Source organism: Actinomycetospora aurantiaca, assembly GCF_037401875.1.
Classification (GTDB): Bacteria; Actinomycetota; Actinomycetes; order Mycobacteriales; family Pseudonocardiaceae; genus Actinomycetospora; species Actinomycetospora aurantiaca.
In genome coordinates, this window is record NZ_JBBEGN010000004.1 from 276879 (window position 1) to 291659 (window position 14781).

Here is a 14781-nt window from a genome sequence, read left to right on the forward strand (position 1 = left end):
GGCTAGTGGGCTCCGGCGAGAACGCGTTCGGTGGCGGCGGGCTGGGCCTGGCACAGGTCCAGGAACTCCTGGCGGAAGTACTTGATCCCGCTGGTGATCGGCGAGACGGCGCCGTCACCGAGGGCGCAGAACGAGCGGCCGAGGACGTTGGAGCAGACGTCGAGCAGGGTGTCGATGTCCTCCTCGGTCCCCTGCCCGGCGTTCATCCGCTGCAGGATCCCGGCGAGCCAGTAGTTGCCCTCGCGGCACGGCGTGCACTTGCCGCAGGACTCGTGCTCGTAGAACTCGGTCCACTTCATCACCGCCCACGGCACGCTGACGGTCTCGTTGAAGATCATCAGGGCGGTGGTGCCGAGCATGGACCCGGCCTCGGCGGCGCCCTCGAAGTCCAGCGGGACGTCCAGGTGCTCCGCGGTGAACAGCGGCGTGGACGAGCCACCCGGCGTCCAGAACTTCAGGGGGACGCCGTCCTTCATGCCGCCCGCCATCTCGAGCAGCTCGCGCAGCGTGGTGCCCAGCGGCGCCTCGTACTGGCCGGGCCGCTCGACGTGGCCGGACAGCGAGTAGATCTTCGGGCCCGGAGAGCGCTCGCGGCCCATCGTCCGGAACCACTCCTTGCCGCCGGCGACGATCGACGGGACGGTCGCGATCGTCTCGACGTTGTTGACCACGGTCGGGGCGGCGTACAGGCCCGCCGTCGCCGGGAACGGCGGCTTGAGCCGCGGCTGGCCGCGCCGGCCCTCGAGCGAGTCGAGCAGCGCGGTCTCCTCGCCGCAGATGTACGCGCCCGCGCCGGCGTGGACCACGATGTCCAGGTCGAACCCGGTGCCGTGGATGTCCTGGCCGAGGTGGCCGGCCTCGTAGGCCTCCTTGACCGCGTAGTGCAACCGGCGGATGGCGTGGACGATCTCGCCGCGGATGTAGATCGCGCAGAAGTTCGCCCGGATCGCCCAGCTCGTGATGATGCAGCCCTCGATGAGCGAGTGCGGGTCGGCCATCATCAGCGGGGTGTCCTTGCAGGTCCCCGGCTCGCCCTCGTCGGCGTTGACCACGAGGTACTTGGGCTTGAACTGCGGGGCGTCCTTCGTGGCCTCGGTGGGCTCCTCGCCCGGCTTGGGCTGCGGGATGAAGCTCCACTTCATGCCCGTCGGGAAGCCCGCGCCGCCGCGGCCGCGCAGCCCGGAGTCCTTGACCAGGGCCACCAGGTCGGCCGGGTCGGTCGCCAGGGCGGTGTCGAGCGCGGAGTAGCCGCCGAGCTCGGTGTAGTGGCGCAGCGTCCACGACTCCGGCAGCAGCCAGCGCCGCGTGAGCACCGGCGTCAGCGGGTCCGGGCGGTACTCCTCCGGCTGACTCATGACGCCCCTCCGGGCAGTTCGGTGGCTTCGGTGGGCCGGTCGGGGCCCGCGTCGGGCATGGGGGGCGCGGTCCAGCCGCGCTCCTCGGCGAGCCGGGCCCCGGCGAGCGTGGCCTCGTCGGCGCTGGGGCCGGCGTTCGCGGCCGCGCCGCCGACCTCCGGGTCGTCGAAGAACCCGGCCAGCAGCAGCTCGATGCGGCGGAAGTCGGTCAGCGGGGCGCCGCGGGTGGGGTGCGGCTTCTCGCCGGCCTGCAGCTTCCCGATGATCTCGAGCGCGGAGTCGACCGTCTGCCGGTCGAAGAACTCGTAGTTCACGGTCAGCACCGGCGCGAGGTCGCAGGCCGCGAGGCACTCGGCGTGCTCGATCGTCAGGCTGCCCGGGGTGCCGGCCTCACCGGAGGTCTCCTCGTGGCCGATCCCGCCCAGGCGCTCGCGCACCGCCGCGTAGATGTCGTCGCCGCCCAGCGCCGCGCACAGCGTGTTCGTGCAGACGCTGACCAGGTGCTCGCCGACCGGCTCGCGCTTGTACATCGTGTAGAACGTCGCGACCGCCGAGACCTCGGCCGGCGTGATGTCCAGGACGTCCGCGCAGAACGCGACGCCCGCGCGGCTCACGTGCCCCTCGACGTACTGCACGAGGTGCAGCAGCGGCAGCAGGGCCGAGCGCGGCTCCGGGTAGCGGGCCACGATCGCGCCGGCACGCTCGCGCTGGCCGTCGAAGACCGACAGGTCCAGCTCGGTGTCGGTCCGCACCCGCGGGCGCTCGGCGTCGGCCGGGCTCAGGTAGCGGGTCATCGGTCGCACCCACCCATCACGGGGTCGAGGCTCGCCAGCGCGGCGATGACGTCGGAGACCATCCCGCCCTCGCACATCGCCGGTGCGGCCTGCAGGTTGACGAAGCTGGGCTCGCGCAGGTGCACGCGCAGCGGGCGGGTGCCGCCGTCGGAGACCAGGTGCGCCCCGAGCTCGCCGCGCGGCGACTCGATCGGCACGTAGGCCTGCCCCGGCGGGACCTTGAAGCCCTCGGTGACCAGCTTGAAGTGGTGGATCAGGGACTCCATCGACTGGCCCATGATCTGCCGCACGTGCTCGAGCGAGTTGCCCATGCCGTCGGCGCCGATCGACAGCTTCGCCGGCCAGGCGATCTTGGCGTCCTGCACCATCACCGGGCCCGGCTCGAGCGCCTCGACGCACTGCCGGATGATCCGCAGCGACTGGTGCATCTCCTCGACCCGCAGCTTGTAGCGGGCGAAGGAGTCCGCGGCGTTGTCGGTCGGGACCTCGAAGTCGTACTGGTCGTAGCCCAGGTACGGGTCGACCTTGCGCAGGTCCCACGCCAGGCCCGCCGAGCGCAGGATCGGCCCGGTGACGCCGAGCGAGAGGCACCCGTCGAGGGGCAGGTAGCCGATCCCGACGAGGCGCTGCTGCCAGATCGCGTTGCCGGTGAGCAGCTGGTGGAAGCCCGGCAGGCGGGAGTCCATCACGTCGCAGAACTCGAGGATCCGCTTCTCCGCGCCGTCCGGGAGGTCCTGCACGACGCCGCCGGGGCGGATGAACGCGTGGTTCATGCGCAGGCCGGTGAGGAACTCGAGCAGGTGCAGGACCTCCTCGCGCTCCCGGAAGCCGTTCGTCATGCCGGTCAGCGCGCCGAGCTCCATGCCGCCGGTGGCCAGCGCGACGAGGTGCGAGCCGATCCGGTTGATCTCCATGAGGAGCACCCGGATGACCTGCGCGCGCGTCGGCACCTCGATGCCGAGCAGGCGCTCGGTGGACATGCAGTACGCGGTCTCGGTGAACAGCGGCGCGAGGTAGTCCGCGCGCGTCACGAACGTGACGCCCTGGGTCCAGGTGCGGTACTCGCAGTTCTTCTCGATCCCGGTGTGCAGGTAGCCGATGACCAGCCGCACGTCGGTGACGGTCTCGCCGGAGATCTCGAGGACGAGTCGCAGCACGCCGTGCGTGGACGGGTGCTGCGGGCCCATGTTGATGACGATGCGCTCGTCGCCGGTCGAGGAGTCGACCAGCTCGTCCCAGTCGCCGCCGGTGACCGTGTACACGGTCCCCTCGGTGGTCTGGCGGGAGCTGGCCGCGTACGGGTCGGCGGCCTCGGTGGCGTCGGTGGTGGGCACGTCGGTGCTCATGTGTAGGCCCTCCGCTGGTCGGGCGGCGGAATCTCGGCGCCCTTGTACTCGACCGGGATGCCGCCCAGCGGATAGCTCTTGAGCTGCGGGTGGCCGTTCCAGTCGTCCGGCATGAGGATCCGGGTCAGGCTCGGGTGGCCGTCGTAGACGATCCCGAACATGTCCCAGGTCTCCCGCTCGTGCCAGTCCGCCGTCGGGTAGACGGACACGAGCGACGGGCAGCGGGCGTCGTCGAGGTCGAGGCAGACCTCGAGGCGCAGCCGCCGCCGGTAGGTCATCGAGAGCAGCTGCGTCACCGAGTGCAGCTGCTGCGGGACGCCCTCGCCGTAGTCCACCCCGGACACCCCGGAGCAGAACTCGAACCGCAGGGCGGGGTCGTCGCGCAGGGTCCGCGCCAGGGCCGGGAGGTGGTCGCGGGCGACGTACCACGTCATCTCGCCGCGGTCGACGGTCACCTGGAGCACGGCGTCGGCGAACGCGACGAGACCGCCCTCCTCGAGGGCCGCCGTCGTCTCGTCGACGACCTCGTCGAACCAGCCGCCGTAGGGCCGCTCCGCCGGGGCCGGGGCGTAGGCCGGCAGCCGCAGGCCGCCGAAGCCGGACGTGTCGCCCGAGCCCGAGATGCCGAACATGCCCTCGCGGGAGCGGCCGGTCACCGTCGGCGCGTGCGGGCGGTGCTGCTCGGTCGGGGAGAACGCGACCGCGCCGCGCTCGGAGTGCTCCGAGGTCCCCGCGGAGGCCCCGGTGACGCCGCTCGCCCCGCCCGTGCCCGTCGGGGGGACGCCCGGCTGCTTCTCGTCGTCGGGCATCTCAGTCCCTCCCGTACTTCACCGACGAGGGCAGCAGCTCCAGCGTCTCGCCCTGCGCGCGGCGCTCGGCGGCGAGCTCGGCGCGGACCGGGCCGAGCGGCTCGTGCTGGATCTTCTGGTGCAGCTTGAGGATCGCGTCGATGAGCATCTCCGGCCGAGGCGGGCAGCCCGGCAGGTACATGTCCACCGGCACGACGTGGTCGACGCCCTGGACGACCGCGTAGTTGTTGAACATCCCGCCCGACGAGGCGCAGACGCCCATGGCGAGCACCCAGCGCGGCTCGGCCATCTGGTCGTAGATCTGGCGCAGGACCGGGGCCATCTTGTTGGTCACGCGGCCCGCCACGATCATCAGGTCGGCCTGGCGCGGGCTGGGCCGGAACACCTCCATGCCGAACCGGCCGAGGTCGTAGCGCGGCGCTCCCGAGGTCATCATCTCGATCGCGCAGCAGGCCAGGCCGAACGTCGCCGGCCACAGCGAGGCCTTGCGCGTCCAGTTCACCAGCCCCTCGACCGTCGCGAGCAGGATGCCGTTCGGCAGCTTCTCCTCGAGTCCCATGCGGGCCTCCCCTAGGTCCAGTCCAGGCCGCCGCGGCGCCACACGTAGGCGTAGGCGAAGGCGACGGTCCCGATGAAGAGCACGATCTCGACCAGCCCGAACAGGCCGAGGGCGTCGATGTTGATCACGAACGGGTAGAGGAACACCATCTCGATGTCGAAGAGGATGAACAGCATCGCCGTGAGGTAGTACGCGACCGGCACGCGGCCGCCGCCGACCACGGGCTGCGGCGAGGGCTCGATGCCGCACTCGTAGGTGTCGAGCTTGGCGCGGTTGTAGCGACGCGGGCCGATGTACGGCGCCGCGGTGACGGAGAACAGGGCGAACCCGGCCGCGAGCACGAACATGGCGATGAGGGGGACGTATGCGGTGAGTCCCGCGCTGCCCTGCATCGGGGGGAACCTCCTGCTCTCGTGTCTCGGTGGTCTCGGACACCGCGTCGTCGGTGTCCGGCGTCACCCCCGGCGGACGGACGCCGACCCTACGGAGGTCGGCGGACCCGGCACGGGCTGAGGGTGGCCTTAGTGCTCGGCGGTCACGGGGCGTCGCCGCTCATGCGGCCTTCCCTCTCCCGACGGCCGTCCGGGCCGGTTCGCGGGTGGTCGGGGGCGGCGTCTCGGGCAGTGCGGGGGTGAGCCGCAGCAGCACCTCGAGCAGCCGGTCGGACGCGTCGCCGTCCCGGCGGTCGTGCAGGTTCGCGAGCAGCTTGAGCAGGAACGCCATGACCCGCCGTCGGGGCAGGCCGTGGCGGGCCGTCGTCCGGACCAGCCAGGGGTGACGCAACGCGTGCGCGAAGCGGTTGCCCAGCCGGTAGTAGCTCGCGAGCTCGGCCCGGATGGCCTCGGGGTAACCCGCGAGCGCGCGCTCCCGGGACGGTCCCTCGGGGCGCGCGAGCGCCTGCACCACCGCCTCGGCGGCCAGCGACGCGGACTGCATCGCGTAGGCGATGCCCTCGCCGTTGAACGAGTTGACCATGCCCCCGGCGTCGCCGACGAGCAGCAGGCCGTCGGCGTAGACCGGGGTCCGGTTGAACCCCATCGGCAGCGCGGCGCCGCCGATGTCGTTCACCGCGTTCTCCTCGCACAGCCCCCACTCGGGCGGGAGCGCCGCGCACCAGGCCCGCAACGTGGCCCGGTAGTCGGCGCCCGGCCCGGCGTTCGTGCGGTCGAGGATCCCGAGGCCGACGTTCGCCGTGCCGTCGCCCATCCCGAACACCCAGCCGTAGCCGGGGAGCAGGCCGCCACGCCCGTCGGTCAGCTCGAGGTGCGTCTCGAGGTAGTCGTCGGTGCTCTTCGGGCTGGTGTAGTAGCGGCGGACGGCGACGCCGAGCGGGCGGTCGTCCCGCTTGCCGATGCCCCGGGAGAGCGCCGTCCGGGTGCCGACGCCGTCGCAGGCGACCACCAGCGGAGCGCGGTAGGTGACCGGCTCGCGCTCGGGGGCGCGGCGCGCCTCGACCCCGACGACGCGGCCGGTGCGCTCGTCGGTCAGGACCCCGCCGACGGACGTCCGCTCCTGGACCCGGGCGCCCGCGGCCCGGGCGTGGTCGGCGAGCAGCTGGTCGAAGTCCCGGCGGGGCCGGACCATGCCGTAGGGCGGGAAGCTCGTGAGGTCCGGCCAGTCCAGGTCCACCGACATCCCGGCGCCGTAGACCCGCAGCCCCCTGTTGTGCAGCCAGCCCGCCTCCGGGCGGGTGTCGATCCCGAGGTCGATCAGCTGCTTGACCGCCCGCGGCGTGAGCCCGTCGCCGCAGACCTTCTCGCGCGGGAACGTCGCCTTCTCCAGCACGAGCACGTCCAGCCCGGCGCGCGCGAGGTACGTGGCGGCCGTGGCGCCGGACGGGCCGGCGCCGACCACGATCACGTCGGCCGCGCAGTCGTCACCCCCGACGCGACGCCGGGTGCGCTCGTGGTGGTGAGCGGACACCGTTCAGACCCCTTGTGAATTCGTTCACTAGCTCCGGGCGGGCACGAGTCTAGGCATGTTGCGTGCGACACGCCCGCTGGATCCGGTTTCGATCTCCGGTCCGTCGGGGAAACAGCGTCGTTCCGCTGCGCTCGCGCAGGTCAGCGGACGGCGGTGTGCAGCGCGACGATCCCGCTGGTGAGGTCGCGCCAGGCGACCGCGTGCCATCCCGCGGCGGTGATGCGGCGGGCGAGGGCCGGCTGGTCGGGCCACGCCCGGATCGACTCGGCGAGGTAGACGTACGCGTCCGGGTTCGAGCTGACCGCCCGGGCCACCCGGGGCAGCGCCCGCATCAGGTAGTCGGTGTAGACGCGGCGGAACGGCCGCCACGTCGGGGTGGAGAACTCGCAGATCGCCAGGACCCCGCCGGGGCGGGTCACGCGGGCGAACTCGGCCAGCGCCGCGTCGGGCTCCACGACGTTGCGCAGGCCGAAGGACATCACCACGGCGTCCACCGACGCGTCCGGCAGCGGCAGCGCCATCGCGTCGGCGGCGAGGTAGGGCACCACGCCCGCGTGCTTGGCCCGCCCGGCCTGCAGCATGCCCAGGGAGAAGTCGGCGGCGAGACAGGTGGCACCGGTGCGGGCCAGCTCGACGGTGGACACCCCGGTGCCGGCCGCGATGTCGAGCACCACGTCGCCCGGTCCGACCGCCAGCGCCTCCCGGGTCGCCGTGCGCCACGCGCGGTCGCGCCCGAACGAGAGCACCGTGTTCGTCAGGTCGTAGCGGGCGGCGACGCCGTCGAACATCCGCGCGACCGCGCCCGGGTCGCGGTCGAGCCCGGCCCGGCTCGTCACCGGGCGGCCCCGACCGGCTCGCGGTCCGGGGTGGGGACGTCGTCCTCGGCGTGTCCGGGGCCGGGTCCGTCGTCCTGACGGCGTCGGCGGGCGAGCGCCCACGCGGTCGGCCCGAGCACGACCCAGAGGCCGAGCACGCCCAGGACGACCGGGCCCAGTCCCGCCGTCCACGACCGGCCCGCGACGCGCACCAGCTCCGGCCTCGACCGGTCGTACTCCACGAGCACGTAGTTCCCCGGCTCCAGCCCGCGCGGGTAGAGCACGCCGGTGTCGGGGGTGAGCACCGCCCCGTCCGAGGCGGTGAAGCGGACGAAGGTGTGGCCCGCGTCGGCCCCGTCGAGGACCTCGGCCACCGCGACGCCCTGGTCGGACGAGATCGAGGCGTCGTTGCGCGCGGCCCCGACGAGCACCAGGACGGCGAGCACGCTCAGCACGATCCCGATGCCGACGAGGATCTCCGGGCCCCGCCGTCCCACCGGCGCGAGCGCGGTGCGGGTCGCGTCCCAGGCCGTGCGCAGGGCGGCACGCACCGTGCGGGCACGCCCGCCCAGCACCGCACGCACGTCGATCACCCCGTCCACGGTAGTGAGGGACCGTTCCCGACGGCGGGTCGGGACGGCTGCTGTGCGCCGTCCGGGGGACGTCGCGGGGCGAGCGGATTCCCGGAACACCTCGACCACACGCGGCCCGTACGCCCGCCGCGCCCGTCCGGCCACCCGCCGTCGGGACGGAGCGCTCCACCGAGTGCGACACCACGCAGGACTCGCGGCGCCAGGATCTGCCTCACGGCGCACTCAGTGCGCCGGGTCGTCCTCCCGCTCGGCGAGGTCGTCGCGGTGCAGCAGGTCCGGGCGCACCCCGCCGGAGCGGTACGCCAGGCGACCGACGAGGTGGGCGGTCACGGGTGCGGTGATCAGCTGGAAGGCGCCGACCAGGACGAGCATCCAGGTGTCCACGCTCGTGCGCAGGAGCAGTGCCGAGCCGATCACGACGAGCACCAGCCCGGCGGTCTGCGGCTTGGTGGCGGCGTGCATGCGGGAGAGCACGTCGGGCAGGCGCAGCAGGCCGATCGCGGCGGCGAGGGCGAGCACGGCGCCGAGCAGCACGAGCACGGCGCCGACCAGGTCGAGGACGTCGGTCACGAGTCCTCCCCCGACCGGCGCCCCACGCGCCGCCGCCCCACGAACCGCGCGACCGTGGACGACCCGAGGAACCCGACCAGCGACACCGCGACGATCGTCGGGACGATGGCGGAGTCGCGGGAGAGCGCCACCTGCGCCATCAGCCCGCACATGATCACGGCCACGAGCGCGTCCAGGGCCACGAGCCGGTCCAGGGCGGCCGGCCCGCGCAGGAACCGCACCAGCACGAGCAGCAGGCTCACGCCGAGCAGCCCGAGGGCGACGACGAGCAGGACGGACGCGACACTCACCGGCCGACCTCCCGGGTGGGGACGTCCGAGGACGCGGGCCGGTCGAGTGCGTCCGGCTCGTCGCCCTCGTCCAGCTCCTCGGGGTCGTCGATCGGGTCCGTGCCCGCCTCCGTGCGCCCGGAGCTCGCCGGCTCGACGCGCACCCGGTGCAGGCCCACGGCCAGGAGGTCGCGCTCGAGCCGGGCGACGTCGGCCCGGAAGCGCTCCACCGCGGCCGGGTCGTCCGCGCCGAGCACGTGCGCCCACAGCGTCCGCTCCTCCGCGGAGGCCTCGACCACCACGCTGCCCGGGATCAGGGACAGGCACTCGACGAGCATCGCCATGAGCAGCTCGGAGTCGTCGGAGACCTCCACCGCGACGATCGAGCTGCGCGGCGGCGGCCCGGGGCGCACGGACTGCCACGCCACCTGGACGCTGGAGACCGCGAGCTCCCGGACCATGTCGAGGGCCACCCGGAGCAGGGCCAGGGGACGCAGTCGCCCGCCGGACGACACCGCGGGCAGCGGGAACAGGACAAGGACGGCGACCGCGACGACCAGCCCGCCGAGCACGTTCGCCCACGAGAACGTGCCCCACAGCAGCACCCACACCAGGGTCAGCCACAGCACCCGCAGCACGCGGGGACGGCGGGTGAACAGTCCGGACTCGCTCATCGCGTCACCCGCTCGTCCACGGCCTGGCCGAACACCGCGGTGACGTAGGGCGTGCGCGAGGTCAGGTCGGCGGCGGCGCGGTCGGTCAGGGTGTAGAGCGGCCCGGCGACCAGGGTCAGGGCCAGCCCCACGGCCACGAGGGCCCCGGTCGCGGCCGTCATCGTCCGCGGCAGCGCGACCGGCTGCCGCTGTTCCTCGGACACCGCGCCGGCCGCACCCAGGAAGGCGCCGGAGTAGGACTCGCCGCCGTTCGCGGCGCGCCCGGCGCCGATCATCACCGGGTAGCGGCCGTCCTCGTGGTCCAGGTCGTTGAACTCGACGTCCTCCGGGTGCTCGACGGGCAGCTGGTCGCGGGGCCGCCAGAACGCGAGCACCCAGACCTTGGCCATCGCGTAGAGCGTGAGCAGGCTCGTCAGGACCGCGCCGCCGACCAGGAACCACGCGAGCACCGAGCCGTCCTGCACGCCGGCCTCGACCAGGCCCAGCTTGCCGACGAACCCGGACAGCGGCGGGATGCCGCCCAGGTTGATCGCGGGGACGAAGTAGAGCACCGCCAGCAGCGGCGAGGCGGCGGCCAGCCCGGCCAGCCGGGTGGTGGAGGTCGACCCGCCGACCCGCTCGACGAGCCCGGCGACGCAGAACAGCGTCGCCTGCACGGTGATGTGGTGGACGACGTAGAAGATCGCCGCGCCCACGCCGGCCGGGGTCGCCAGCGCCACCCCGAAGATCATGTAGCCGATGTGGCTGACCAGCGTGAACGACAGGACGCGCTTGACGTCGTCCTGGGCGATCGCGCCTAGCGCCCCGATCACCATCGTCGCGAGGGCGGCGACCATGAGGATGCCCTCGGCCACCGGGTCGTCCGGGAAGAGCAGGGTCTGGGTCCGGATGATCGAGTAGACGCCGACCTTGGTGAGCAGGCCGGCGAACACCGCGGTGACCGGGGCGGCGGCGGTCGGGTAGGAGTCCGGCAGCCAGGCCGAGAGCGGGAACACCGCGGCCTTGATGCCGAACGCGGTCAGCAGCACCAGGTGGATCGCCAGCTGCGTGCCGGGGTCGACCGCGGCCATCCGCTCGGAGATCTGGGCCAGGTTCAGCGTGCCGACCGCCGCGTACACCAGCGCGATCCCGGCGAGGAAGACCAGCGAGGACACGACGTTCACGACGACGTAGGTCAGCCCCGCCCGCACCCGCGACCGCGTCCCGCCCAGGGTCAGCAGCACGTAGCTGGCCATGAGCAGGACCTCGAAGCCGACGTAGAGGTTGAACAGGTCGCCGGACAGGAAGGCGTTCGCGACGCCGGCCGCGAGGACCAGGTAGGTCGGGTGGAAGATCGAGACCGGGGTGCGGGAGTCGTCGTCGGAGGTGCCCTGCCCGATGGCGTAGAGCAGCACCAGCAGCGTCACCGTCATCGACGTCAGCAGCATGATCGTCGAGAGCTGGTCCGCGACGAGCGTGATGCCGATCGGTGCGGGCCACGACCCGACCGTGAGCACCTGCGGCTGCTCCGCCGAGCCGGCCACCAGGATCGCCGCGATCGCGACCACGGCCGTGAGCACCCCGACCGAGAGCCAGCGCTGCACCCGCGGGCGCCCCGCGAGCACGAGCGCGGCGCCCGCCCCCAGCAGCGGCAGCAGGACCGGCAGCGGGAGGAGGCTCTCGACGAGCGTCCGGGCCGGGTTCACGCCTGCGCCCCCGCGGCACCGGTGCGGGCGGCGCCGCCCGCGTGCTCGTCGTCGGTGTCCGAGGTCTGCTCGCAGCCGGTGGTGTCGAACTCGTCCTCGTCGATCTGCTCGTCGCGGGCGAGGCGGCGGCGCACCGACCGGTCCTCGGTGTCGACGGTGAGGTCGTCCTCCTGGTCGAGGGTCCAGGTGCGGTGGATGATCGAGAGCAGGAACGCCGCGACGCCGAGGGTGATGACGATCGCGGTGAGCACCAGCGCCTGGACCAGCGCGTCGCTCATCGCGGACTCGGGCGCCCGGCCCACCAGCGCGGCCGCCCCGAAGGGGCCGCCCGCGGAGATCACCAGCAGGTTCGTGGCGTTGCCCAGCACGAGCACGCCGAGCAGGACCCGGGTCAGGCTCCGGTCGAGCAGCAGGTAGACCCCGGCGGTGTAGAGGACCGCGATCAGGGCCAGGAGCAGGAACGACGAGCTCACGTGCGGGCCTCCAGCCGGGTGGGGGCGTTCGAGGGGCCGGGGGTGTCGCCGAGCCGGTCCAGCTCCGCACCGAGGCTGCGCAGGACGTCGAGCACGAGGCCGACCACGATCAGGTACACGCCGATGTCGAAGACCAGCGAGGAGACGAACTTGACGTTCCCGAGCACGGGGACGACGCCCTCGAGGACGAAGGTCTGCAGCACCTCCCCGCCGACGAGCAGCCCGGCCACGCCGGAGAGCCCGGCGAGCAGCAGGCCCGCGCCCAGCAGGGTCCCGGCCTCCACCGGGGCGGCCTCGCCGAGCTCGTAGCGCCCGCCGGCGACGTAGCGCACCACCAGGGCGAGGCCGGCGAGCAGACCGCCCGCGAACCCGCCGCCCGGCGCGTTGTGTCCGGCGAACAGGAAGTAGACCGAGAGCACCATGATCGTCGGGAAGACCAGGCGCGTGATCACCTCGAGCAGCAGGGTGCGCTCGGTGATCCGCGGGCCGGGCCGCAGCTGGCGGGCGAGCCGCTCGAGGGTCGGGCCGCGCAGCCAGCCCGACCCGGCGACGGGGCCGGGTCCGACCGGCGCGCGTCGGCGGCGGCGGGTGCTCCCGGGCGGCGTCCCGGTGCGGCGGTCCAGGAACACCAGGCTCGCCACGCCGGTGGCGGCGGCGAGCAGGACCGAGAGCTCGCCGATCGTGTCCCAGGCCCGGATGTCGACCAGGGTCACGTTGACCACGTTCTGCCCGGCGCCGAAGCCGTAGGCCTGGGACGGGAACGCCTGCGACACCGGCTCGGCGGTGCGCGCGCCCAGGGCGGTGGCGCCGAGCAGGGCGATCAGCACGCCGACCGGCGCCGCGACCAGCAGCCGCGCCAGCCGGCGGCGGGGCGTCGAGCGCTCGGTGATGTCGGCGGGCAGCCGGCGCAGCACCAGCACGACGACGACCAGGGTCATCGTCTCGACCAGGGCCTGGGTGAGGGCGACGTCCGGGGCCCCCGCGAGCGCGAAGATCACCGCGACCGCGTAGCCGAGCCCGCCCACGAGCAGGACGGCCGCGAGGCGCCGCTTCGCGCGGGCGGCGGCCACCGTGGACGCCACGGCGAGCACCGCCGCGACCACCTGGGCCGGGGAGTCCGCGAACCGGTCCACCCGCAGCTCGCCCAGCGCACCCGACGCGAGCAGCACGACGCCGGGCCCGGCCAGCAGGACGCCGAGGATCGTGCACAGCACGACCGCGAGCGAGCCGCGCTGGGTCTGCACCGTGACCCGCAGGGCCCCCTTCTCCACGGCGTGCACCAGGGCGCGCCACGTCACCTCGGAGCGCACCGCGTTCAGCGGCCGCACGCCGGCCAGGCGGGCGGAGACGCGCGGCAGGGCGAGGACCAGGCCGAGCACGATCGCGAGCGCGGAGAGCCCGAGCGCGACGGTGAACCCGGGCCAGACCTTCAGCTCCAGCGGCGTGGGGTAGGTCGCGGCGAGGGTGTCGGCGTAGCGGGTCAGCAGCGGCGTGAGGACCCCGACGGCCGGGCCGGCCACCAGCGAGACCAGGCCGAGCAGGACCGGCGCCCCCAGGAAGAGCGCCCCCGGCCGGATCCACTCCGAGCGGGCGTCGGTGGTGAACACGTCGGTGAAGGCGCCGAGCACGAAGCGGGCGCTGTAGGCCACCGTCAGCACGGACCCGAGCACCACGACCGCGAGCAGCACCGTCGCGAACGGCCCGTAGGCGCGGTGCAGGAACGCCTCGAGGGCGCCCTCCTTGGTCACGAAGCCCAGCAACGGGGGGATCCCGGCCATCGAGGCGGCCGCCAGCGTCCCCGCGACCGCGAGGACCGGCGCCCGCCGGCCCAGGCCGGACAGCTCGCGCAGGTCGCGCGTGCCCGCGCACCGGTCGACGACCCCGACCGTGAGGAACAGCGCGGACTTGAACAGGGCGTGCGCGACGACCAGGCCGATCGCGGCCAGCGCCGCGTCCCGCGTCCCGGCGCCGGCCAGCAGGATCATGAACCCCAGCTGCGAGACCGTCCCGTGGGCGAGCAGCAGCTTGAGGTCCGTCTGCCGCGCCGCCACGATCCCGCCCAGCAGCATCGTCGCCCCGGCGGCGATCGCGACGACGGGCCGCCACCCCGGGTCGGACGCGAAGCCGGGCGCGAGCCGCAGCACCAGGTACACGCCGGCCTTGACCATGGCGGCCGCGTGCAGGAACGCGCTGACCGGGGTGGGCGCCGCCATCGCCGAGGGCAGCCAGAAGTGGAACGGGACGAGCGCGGACTTCGACAGGGCGCCGACGAGCACGCACACCACGCCCGCGGTCACGGCGGCGCCGCCGAGCGACGGCCCCGCGGCGACGATGGCCGAGAGCCGGTAGCTGCCCGCGGCCTCGGCCAGGATCACGAGGCCGACGAGCATCGTCAGCCCGCCCGCCGCGGTGACGGTCAGCGCCTGCATCGCCGCGGCGCGGCTCGCCCGCTTGTGCGCGTCGTGCCCCACGAGCAGGAACGAGAAGATCGTCGTCAGTTCCCAGCAGATGTAGAGCACCACGACGTCGTCGGCCCAGACGAGGGCGAGCATCGCGCCGGCGAAGGCGAGCAGGACCCCGCCGAAGCGGGGCAGGCCGCCCGACGACGGGGTGAAGTAGCGGGCGCAGTAGAGCACCACCAGCGCGCCGACCCCGGTGACCAGCAGCGAGAGGACCGCCGAGAGGGCGTCCAGGCGCACCGCGACGTCCACGCCGAGCGCGGGGATCCACGTGAAGCCCTCGTCGACGGTGCCGCCGCCGAGCACCGTCTCCAGGCGGCTCGCGACGAACACGAACGCGGCCACCGGGACGAGCGCGAGGAGGAGGAAGGCGCTCCGGCCGAGAGCCCGTACGAGCGGGGGCGCGAGCAGCGCGGCGGCCGCGTGCACCGCCAGCAGCTCCAGCACCTATCGGCCC

At 73.7% G+C, this 14781-nt stretch carries 15 protein-coding genes; all 15 read right to left on the minus strand.

Features of this window, described 5'->3' with window-relative positions:
* Positions 1-2: 2 nt before the first annotated feature.
* On the minus strand, positions 3-1355 hold the full coding sequence (gene nuoF, locus WCD74_RS11820) for an NADH-quinone oxidoreductase subunit NuoF (protein WP_337695038.1): 1353 nt from the start codon (positions 1353-1355) through the stop codon (positions 3-5).
* Positions 1352-2149, minus strand: a complete 798-nt coding sequence (nuoE, locus tag WCD74_RS11825; protein ID WP_337695039.1) for an NADH-quinone oxidoreductase subunit NuoE — start codon at positions 2147-2149, stop codon at positions 1352-1354. Before nuoE ends, nuoF begins: the two co-directional genes overlap by 4 nt.
* Positions 2146-3495, minus strand: coding sequence for an NADH-quinone oxidoreductase subunit D (locus WCD74_RS11830; protein ID WP_337695040.1), 1350 nt, complete (start codon positions 3493-3495; stop codon positions 2146-2148). The genes nuoE and WCD74_RS11830 overlap by 4 nt, the downstream gene beginning before the upstream one ends.
* The gene (locus tag WCD74_RS11835; RefSeq protein WP_337695041.1) at positions 3492-4304 is read right to left on the minus strand and encodes an NADH-quinone oxidoreductase subunit C; all 813 of its coding nucleotides are present in this window, start codon (positions 4302-4304) and stop codon (positions 3492-3494) included. The genes WCD74_RS11830 and WCD74_RS11835 overlap by 4 nt, the downstream gene beginning before the upstream one ends.
* Before the next feature lies 1 nt (position 4305).
* A complete protein-coding gene (locus tag WCD74_RS11840) occupies positions 4306-4863 on the minus strand; it encodes a NuoB/complex I 20 kDa subunit family protein (protein ID WP_337695042.1) in 558 nt (185 codons plus the stop codon).
* Positions 4864-4874: 11 nt separating this feature from the next.
* Entirely contained in the window at positions 4875-5255 is a 381-nt protein-coding gene (locus WCD74_RS11845) for an NADH-quinone oxidoreductase subunit A (protein WP_337695043.1), read from the minus strand.
* Between the two features lie 160 nt (positions 5256-5415).
* The gene (locus WCD74_RS11850) at positions 5416-6786 is read right to left on the minus strand and encodes a geranylgeranyl reductase family protein (protein WP_337695044.1); all 1371 of its coding nucleotides are present in this window, start codon (positions 6784-6786) and stop codon (positions 5416-5418) included.
* A gap of 140 nt (positions 6787-6926) precedes the next feature.
* Positions 6927-7622 carry a demethylmenaquinone methyltransferase gene (locus tag WCD74_RS11855; RefSeq protein WP_337695045.1) on the minus strand — a complete coding sequence of 232 codons (696 nt, stop codon included), beginning with the start codon at positions 7620-7622 and terminating at the stop codon, positions 6927-6929.
* Positions 7619-8194 (minus strand): DUF3592 domain-containing protein, encoded by a 576-nt coding sequence (locus WCD74_RS11860; protein WP_337695046.1) that lies wholly within the window; start codon positions 8192-8194, stop codon positions 7619-7621. Before WCD74_RS11860 ends, WCD74_RS11855 begins: the two co-directional genes overlap by 4 nt.
* A 222-nt stretch (positions 8195-8416) precedes the next feature.
* On the minus strand, positions 8417-8764 hold the full coding sequence (gene mnhG / locus WCD74_RS11865; protein WP_337695047.1) for a monovalent cation/H(+) antiporter subunit G: 348 nt from the start codon (positions 8762-8764) through the stop codon (positions 8417-8419).
* Positions 8761-9054 carry a monovalent cation/H+ antiporter complex subunit F gene (locus WCD74_RS11870; RefSeq protein WP_337695048.1) on the minus strand — a complete coding sequence of 98 codons (294 nt, stop codon included), beginning with the start codon at positions 9052-9054 and terminating at the stop codon, positions 8761-8763. Before WCD74_RS11870 ends, mnhG begins: the two co-directional genes overlap by 4 nt.
* Positions 9051-9707 carry a Na+/H+ antiporter subunit E gene (locus WCD74_RS11875; RefSeq protein ID WP_337695049.1) on the minus strand — a complete coding sequence of 219 codons (657 nt, stop codon included), beginning with the start codon at positions 9705-9707 and terminating at the stop codon, positions 9051-9053. The genes WCD74_RS11870 and WCD74_RS11875 overlap by 4 nt, the downstream gene beginning before the upstream one ends.
* Positions 9704-11392, minus strand: a complete 1689-nt coding sequence (locus tag WCD74_RS11880) for a Na+/H+ antiporter subunit D (protein WP_337695050.1) — start codon at positions 11390-11392, stop codon at positions 9704-9706. The genes WCD74_RS11875 and WCD74_RS11880 overlap by 4 nt, the downstream gene beginning before the upstream one ends.
* The gene (locus tag WCD74_RS11885; RefSeq protein WP_337695051.1) at positions 11389-11865 is read right to left on the minus strand and encodes a Na(+)/H(+) antiporter subunit C; all 477 of its coding nucleotides are present in this window, start codon (positions 11863-11865) and stop codon (positions 11389-11391) included. The genes WCD74_RS11880 and WCD74_RS11885 overlap by 4 nt, the downstream gene beginning before the upstream one ends.
* A complete protein-coding gene (locus tag WCD74_RS11890; RefSeq protein WP_337695052.1) occupies positions 11862-14771 on the minus strand; it encodes a Na+/H+ antiporter subunit A in 2910 nt (969 codons plus the stop codon). The genes WCD74_RS11885 and WCD74_RS11890 overlap by 4 nt, the downstream gene beginning before the upstream one ends.
* Positions 14772-14781 lie beyond the last annotated feature (10 nt).